The following is a 6,773-nucleotide window of genomic DNA, read 5'->3' as shown; positions in this document are numbered from 1 at the left end:
GGGGGCTTTATTGTGTAGCCTGCAACAAGCGAAGCTACTATTGACGACAAAGCGTTATAATAGTTCTTTTCCTAATTGTCACTCCGAATGCAATGAGGAGTCTCAGCCCGTATAACAGCACAGTATCCTCAACAATAGCTGCTTGCCGGTAATTGGATTTGATATTCCTCGTTGCGGAGCTCCTCGGAGTGATGAGGCGGAGTAGTGAGATATGGGACTGTGAGATTTGAGATTGTGAGATGTGAGATTTGAGATTATGAGTAGTGAGCTGGGAGAGGGTAGTTAAATTGTTCGGCCTCATGCATCCCGCATCTTGCATCCTGATTTCAATCCTGCTCTTCATCCTGCTCGTAACTCTGCATCGCTTTCCAGAAACAAAGGGTACCCAACACTCCGCAACAGCTAAACACCAGCATCAACGCTTTAGCAGGTCCGTAATGCCCGGTAAAGATGGTGTCCATCAGCCAGCCGGTTAGGGGTGGGCCAATCCCGAAACCCACTACACTGATCACGAAAAGATACAACCCGCCGGCCAGGGCGCGCATATTCGGTTTTACCAGGTACTGCAACAGTGCTGCTGCAACACCGTTATAGGATGAGGAGATCACGTTGGCCGCTCCTATCAAGACCAGTGCCGTTGTAGCTGACTCTGCAAACAGCCCCATATAATAGAGCGGCAAACATGCTAACCCCGCTACCATTCCCATCACAAAGCGATATGAGGCATCCCATTTTTGAGCCAGCCAATCGGCTATTTTGCCAGAGACCATTACACTCAGACCGGTGGCCATCATAAACCATCCGTACTGGGGAATGAGATCAGCAGATTGGTGAATATCCTTCAACACAATACCCACGAATCCTAAAATGGTATAGCCGGTAAAAGCCAAAAAGGAGAATCCCAAGAAATGATAGCGAATGGTTTTTTTACTGAGGATATAGGCAACAACCTCTTTAAAACTCGCCTCCGTATCGAAGCGTTGATTGGTTTGGGTAATACCGCGCGGGAGTTCACGAATGGCAAACCAGGCAATAGCAGCAATGATTAAGCCCGGAGCTCCAACAACAAACAAAGCCGTTCGCCAGTCGTACGCTTGGGCAATGGTCCCCCCTCCCAAAAAGGCTACTCCAATCCCAATAAAAATACCGGCGGCATAAATAGAAAACACGGTCGCACGCTGGCTCGGGCGAAAGTAATCTGACAATAAAGAATATACCGCCGGACTCAGGGCCGATTCACTAATCCCCACGAAAAAACGAGCAATAATCAGGGAGGCCAGAGAGCCAGCGAACCCACTGATCACAGTCATCAGGCTCCATACAATCAATCCGACAACAATCATTACTTTACGGGAGTAAATATCGGCGAGACGCCCCATCGGGATACCGCACACCGCGTAGATTAGAGAAAATGCCGTACCGTACATTAATCCCACCTGGAAATTGCTGAGCGACAGCTCTTGTTGAATTTGAGGAGCCAAGACCGCGATAATCTGGCGATCTACAAAGCTGGAGATATAGATGAGGGTCAGCAATCCCAATACCAGCCAGGCATACGGACTTGAAACTAATTTTTTAGCTTTCTCTTTTGGTAGAGACATTATCATTGTTTTCATTCATTTTATGAGGCTAAAGGTAGTATAAATGTGCAGTAGAAATCTACCTTATCTCGCGGTAATATTTTCACTATAGATTGAACAGTTAGAAAACAGTGAATTACGAATGATCAACAAAAAACAGTATGACGACCTGCCCGAACTCCCTTCTAAGAGCGATGAGGAGCAAAAGCGAGCTGAAGAAATTTTAAATGTTCTATACCAGCACTATCCCAATCCCCATTGCGCCCTTGATCACCGGAATCCTTTTGAGCTACTCTGTGCCACTATCTTAAGCGCCCAGTGTACCGATGTTCGCGTCAACAAAACCACGCCGGATCTTTTTGAGGCATACCCGACACCGGAGGCTATGGCCAATGCTCCTATCCAAGAGCTCGAGGAGCTGGTACGCTCTACCGGCTTTTACCGCAATAAGGCAAAAGCACTTAAACAATCTTCCCAAACTATCGTAGAGGATCATGACGGGGAAGTTCCCCGTAAAATGGAGGACCTTCTGGAGCTCTATGGAGTGGCCCGAAAAACGGCCAACGTTGTGCTGGGTAATGCATTTAATATTAACAATGGGGTTGTCGTTGATACGCATGTCCGCCGATTTTCTAACCGATACGGACTTACGAAACACGAGAAAAACACCGATAAGATAGAACGGGATCTCATGGCCCTGTTTCCGCGTGAGCACTGGACGGAGCTTTCGCACCTAATGATCCACCATGGGCGTAACGCCTGTAAATCACGAATTTCAGAACCACCGGATCATCCCCTTTGTGAACAATATGGGATTAAGTGCGAATGTCAGGCGATGCGATAGCAATAACAACTAAAATGTCATGCTGAACTCGTTTCAGCATCTCTTTAGAATATATGATGATAGATCCTGAAATAAATTCAGGATGACACAGTGTTCTAATAAATACTACTGAATTATGAGTGAGCAACAGCTTTTCAATTCTCAATCACAACCCATTCCACCGTTACGTCGGGATCTGCAGGTTTTTCCTGTTGAGGAAGACGGGCAATCATACCTTTACTTCCATGATCAACAAGGATATGCCACCCCCGAACTGGCCCTGCACAAGCAGGCCGGAACGGTACTTAATCTCATTGATGGTGAACGAAGCATTAACGACCTGGAACCTTTTCTGGGGCAAAACTTAAGTAAAGATGATCTACTGGAGTTTATCCAATTTCTTGATAAAAACAGGTTGCTCCAGTCCACTCATTTTAAAAAACATGCTCAAAAAACGGAAGAAACCTACGAGCAATCTACGATACATCAATCGGTGACTGCAGGTGGATCTTACCCCGCAAACCCGGAAGAATTAAAAACTTATCTCGATGAAGCTTTTAACAAGCATACGTCTCAAACCAATGGCCGGGACAAAAAGGCCAAAGCGCTGTACGCTCCTCATATCGATCCCCGTGTAGCCATTGACAGCTATGTGCAAGCCTTTGCTCCCATAAAAGAGCTGAAACCCAAACGCGTGGTTGTACTGGCTACCTCGCACTATGCCAGCTTGTACCCTGATATCTACCGAGACAATCCATTTGTACTGGTTAACAAAGATTTTGAACTGCCTTTAGCTACTATTTCCAGAGATCAAGAAGCTATTTCTGAATTCCAAAACACCAATGGAGAGCACGGAATTACAACTCAGGATCGCGCTCACCGGATGGAACACAGCATTGAGCTGCACCTGCTGTTTTTGAGCTACCTTTGGGATCACGACTTCTCTGTCGTACCATTCTTAACCCGTGGCCTCGACGATCTATACTATATGGAAGATGGTCATTTGGGGCAACAGCTCCAGAACTTTTCGACTCTGCTTCGAAATAAATATGCCAAAGATGAGGATACCTTCTTTTTGATCAGCGGAGACTTAGCGCATATTGGCAAAAAATTTGGGGATTCAAGTGCTGCCTCTACCATGTTTGATGATGTCAAAAAGTTTGACAAACAGTTTTTGGATCACGGGGCCAATCAGCGCCGACGGCAAATGCTGGAGCTTATGAAAGAAGAGATGGATTCTTTTCGCATATGTGGATTCCCGCCCCTGTATACCTTCCTGGAAACGATCCCCAACCTCGAAGGAGAGGTGCTAAGCTATGATCTTTGGGATGAGCAAGAACGGGAAAGTGCAGTAACATTTGGTTCCATTCTCTACCGTCAGCCCTAAAACCTCCTTTTCTAATAATCCTCTTGTTACAACGCGAAGCATTGTAACGAGAGGGTACTTTCTACTGCTTTAAAATCTCCATCTCATCAGCAAAATAAGAGATGAAGTCACGCATATCTTCAGCCATGCCGTGTTCTTCGGTAGCATTTTCAAACGTTTCGGCCATCGTGATAAGCGTTTGATGATAGAAAATCTTCATCTCTTCTTTCGTCATCTCTTTCGTCCAAAGATCCAAGCGGAGTGTATCTTGTTTTTTGGGATCCCACATCGACAACAACATTGCCTTACAGTTGGCAATGCCTTCACCTTCTTTATCGGTGGCATTCCAGTCAATTTTTTCGGGGACATTATTTTCATCAAGTTCTACTGTGATACTGATTTCTTTCTTCTGCTCTGCCATAGATGTGCGTGCTTTACTTTCAAATATATAATTTGCAGGTTATTGATTAATACATTGGTTAGGGTAAAAGTCAGGTTATGAGAGTATAACGCAATTCGTATTATTCACTTTACCCTAAACGAAATACTAATAAACGGATCAAAATATCATGGAGAAAAGTATGAAAAAAAGAACTCAAAACAGATTCACTTTTGCAAATCAATTGGTTCTGATTTTAGGGATCGGGTTACTACTATCAGCTTGTAGTCCAAGTGCCCAAATGCTGAATCGTATTCCGGTTAATAAGGTGAGTTTTAAAGTGGTAGATGCTGACGGACAACCGCTAAAAGGGGCTACGGTTGAGTCGAATAATGGAAACAGTACGGCAACGAATGCAGATGGTACAGCTACGATCCGTTTTGGCTCAGTAGGGATACATACGGTTAGCGTTTTTGCTGATAACCATACGCCAAGTACTACTACCGTAACGTTGCCATCGGATCGCGGAGAAACAAAAACAATACGGTTAGCCGAACAGGTTACCTATAGCGGAAATGCGTTTGCTCAGATGGGCTCAACTCAGATGTATACCATGATGTTCCGTTATCTCTTTAACAGCTATGGGTACAGTATGGAACTGGCTGATTACAAAGAAGGCGAATGGACGAAATGGCAGATCTCTTCCGGTGGCTCTGATGATACGGTTGTAATGAAAAAGGCTTTCTTGAAAGAAAATGAAGACGGGCAGCAGTGGTGGCAAATACAGATGACCAACGATGGAGAAAACACCTACACCGCAGAAGTCCTTTTTGATAAGAACAAGTCATCTATTCGCAGGTACCGAGAAAAGGTGGGCGATAATGAACCACAGGAAAAACCGGTTACCGAAAACTGGTACAGCCAACCCAATCAACTTACCGAAGAGTCTATTGAAGGCGCTATCACTCAAAAAAATACAGAAGTAACGGTCCCGAAAGGCACCTTTACGGCCGATTTAATCACCTATGGTGTAGTGCCTGAAATAAATCTTAAAATCTGGCGGGTCAAGGATGTGCCCGGCGGCACGGTTCGCTACGAAACCGTACAAGAAGGAGAGGAAACGATCTACGGCGTTCAGCTGATTGACTATGGTGATAACGCTCAAACCCAGCTCAACTCTTTCTAAAAATTCAAATCCAGTCATAAAAAAAGCCCCGACCGAATGGCCGGGGCTTAATTTTTTTGTGGGATACTAAAAGTGACTTGCCGTCACTGGCAAGTATTGTAATATCTAGTAGCGATAATGTTCAGGCTTATAGGGCCCGCCTTTGGGCACATCGATATATTCAGCCTGCTCATCTGTAAGCTCTTCGAGCTCCACACCAATTTTCTTAAGGTGTAGTCGGGCTACTTTTTCATCCAGATCTTTTGGAAGTACACTTACCTCCAAGTCAAAGTCTTCTGGTCGTTGCCAGAGAGCAATTTGAGCCAATGTCTGGTTTGTAAAGCTGTTGGACATCACAAAAGAAGGATGACCTGTAGCATTACCAAGGTTCATCAAGCGACCTTCGGACAGCAGGATAATCTCCTTACCGTTTTCGTCCAGCTTAAACAGATCAACCTGTGGTTTTAGGTTATCTCGTTCAGAATTCTCTTTTAACCAAGCGACATCAATTTCATTATCGAAGTGACCGATATTACCGACAATGGTTTTATCGTTCATCTTTTTGAAATGACGGTCGGTAATAATATCCTTATTACCTGTTGCGGTAACGACGATATCCGCTTTGGGGATCGCGTCATCCATCTTCATCACTTCATAGCCTTCCATTGCAGCCTGCAGCGCACAAATAGGATCAATCTCCGTCACAATAACACGAGCACCGGCACCGCGCAATGAAGCGGCAGAACCTTTACCCACGTCACCGAAACCGGCGACAACGGCAACCTTTCCGGCCAACATAATATCAGTAGCACGCTTTACCGCATCTACACAAGACTCGCGGCAGCCGTACTTATTGTCAAACTTCGACTTTGTTACGGAGTCGTTAACATTAATGGCGGGAGCACCAAGAGTGCCTTCTTTCGCCATTTTATAAAGGCGATTGACACCCGTTGTTGTTTCTTCAGAAATACCGTTGATACCGTCAAGCAGTTCGGGGTAATCCTCGTGAACTAATTTTGTTAGATCACCGCCGTCATCTAAAATCATATTCAGAGGCTCATCATCTTCAAAGAAGATCGTCTGCTCAATGCACCACCAGAACTCTTCTTCGTTCATTCCCTTCCATGCATACACAGGAATATCCTGGTCTGCAATAGCTGCCGCTGCATGATCTTGCGTAGAAAAGATATTACAAGATGACCACTGAACTTCGGCTCCAAGCTCAATCAATGTTTCTATCAGTACCGCTGTTTGGATGGTCATATGCAAGCATCCGGCAATTCGTGCCCCTTTCAATGGTTGTTCATCCGCATACTCTTCGCGAAGCGCCATCAGTCCGGGCATTTCTGCTTCGGCCAACCGAATTTCTTTGCGGCCAAAGTCAGCCAAACCAATATCTTTTACCTTATAAGGAAGTTTTTCTTTTACCTTCTGTGCCATAGATCTGTTACTTATTTTCT

Annotated in this window: 6 protein-coding genes; 3 read left to right on the top strand and 3 right to left on the bottom strand. The window is 45.0% G+C overall.

Annotated features, from left to right (window positions below; all coding sequences use genetic code 11):
• Positions 1 to 326: 326 nt before the first annotated feature.
• Positions 327 to 1,601, bottom strand: a complete 1,275-nt coding sequence (locus G3569_RS14585) for a spinster family MFS transporter (protein WP_165270482.1) — start codon at positions 1,599 to 1,601, stop codon at positions 327 to 329.
• Positions 1,602 to 1,722: 121 nt separating this feature from the next.
• Between G3569_RS14585 and nth the strand changes: the two genes are divergently transcribed.
• Positions 1,723 to 2,424 (top strand): endonuclease III, encoded by a 702-nt coding sequence (gene nth, locus G3569_RS14580; RefSeq protein ID WP_165270480.1) that lies wholly within the window; start codon positions 1,723 to 1,725, stop codon positions 2,422 to 2,424.
• Positions 2,425 to 2,539: 115 nt separating this feature from the next.
• A complete protein-coding gene (amrB, locus tag G3569_RS14575) occupies positions 2,540 to 3,790 on the top strand; it encodes an AmmeMemoRadiSam system protein B (protein WP_165270478.1) in 1,251 nt (416 codons plus the stop codon).
• Between the two features lie 61 nt (positions 3,791 to 3,851).
• Here the strand turns inward: amrB and gldC are convergent, their stop codons facing one another.
• Positions 3,852 to 4,190 (bottom strand): gliding motility protein GldC, encoded by a 339-nt coding sequence (gene gldC, locus G3569_RS14570; RefSeq protein WP_165270476.1) that lies wholly within the window; start codon positions 4,188 to 4,190, stop codon positions 3,852 to 3,854.
• Between the two features lie 160 nt (positions 4,191 to 4,350).
• Between gldC and G3569_RS14565 the strand changes: the two genes are divergently transcribed.
• The gene (locus G3569_RS14565; RefSeq protein ID WP_165270474.1) at positions 4,351 to 5,334 is read left to right on the top strand and encodes a carboxypeptidase-like regulatory domain-containing protein; all 984 of its coding nucleotides are present in this window, start codon (positions 4,351 to 4,353) and stop codon (positions 5,332 to 5,334) included.
• A gap of 105 nt (positions 5,335 to 5,439) precedes the next feature.
• On the opposite strand, the gene ahcY is transcribed toward G3569_RS14565, so the two are convergent.
• On the bottom strand, positions 5,440 to 6,753 hold the full coding sequence (gene ahcY / locus G3569_RS14560) for an adenosylhomocysteinase (protein ID WP_165270472.1): 1,314 nt from the start codon (positions 6,751 to 6,753) through the stop codon (positions 5,440 to 5,442).
• Between the last annotated feature and the right edge of the window lie 20 nt (positions 6,754 to 6,773).

The organism is Fodinibius halophilus, assembly GCF_011059105.1.
GTDB lineage: Bacteria > Bacteroidota > Rhodothermia > Balneolales > Balneolaceae > Fodinibius > Fodinibius halophilus.
The sequence above is the reverse complement of the archived record's forward strand: the minus strand, read 5'-3'. Positions and strand labels throughout refer to the sequence as shown.

Bases quoted from the DNA above. Each gene is read 5' to 3' on its own strand.
- amrB (WP_165270478.1), top strand. From the start codon at position 2,540: ATGAGTGAGCAACAGCTTTTCAATTCTCAATCACAACCCATTCCACCG.
- gldC (WP_165270476.1), bottom strand. From the start codon at position 4,190: ATGGCAGAGCAGAAGAAAGAAATCAGTATCACAGTAGAACTTGATGAA.
- ahcY (WP_165270472.1), bottom strand. From the start codon at position 6,753: ATGGCACAGAAGGTAAAAGAAAAACTTCCTTATAAGGTAAAAGATATT.
- nth (WP_165270480.1), top strand. From the start codon at position 1,723: ATGATCAACAAAAAACAGTATGACGACCTGCCCGAACTCCCTTCTAAG.
- G3569_RS14585 (WP_165270482.1), bottom strand. From the start codon at position 1,601: ATGTCTCTACCAAAAGAGAAAGCTAAAAAATTAGTTTCAAGTCCGTAT.
- G3569_RS14565 (WP_165270474.1), top strand. From the start codon at position 4,351: ATGAAAAAAAGAACTCAAAACAGATTCACTTTTGCAAATCAATTGGTT.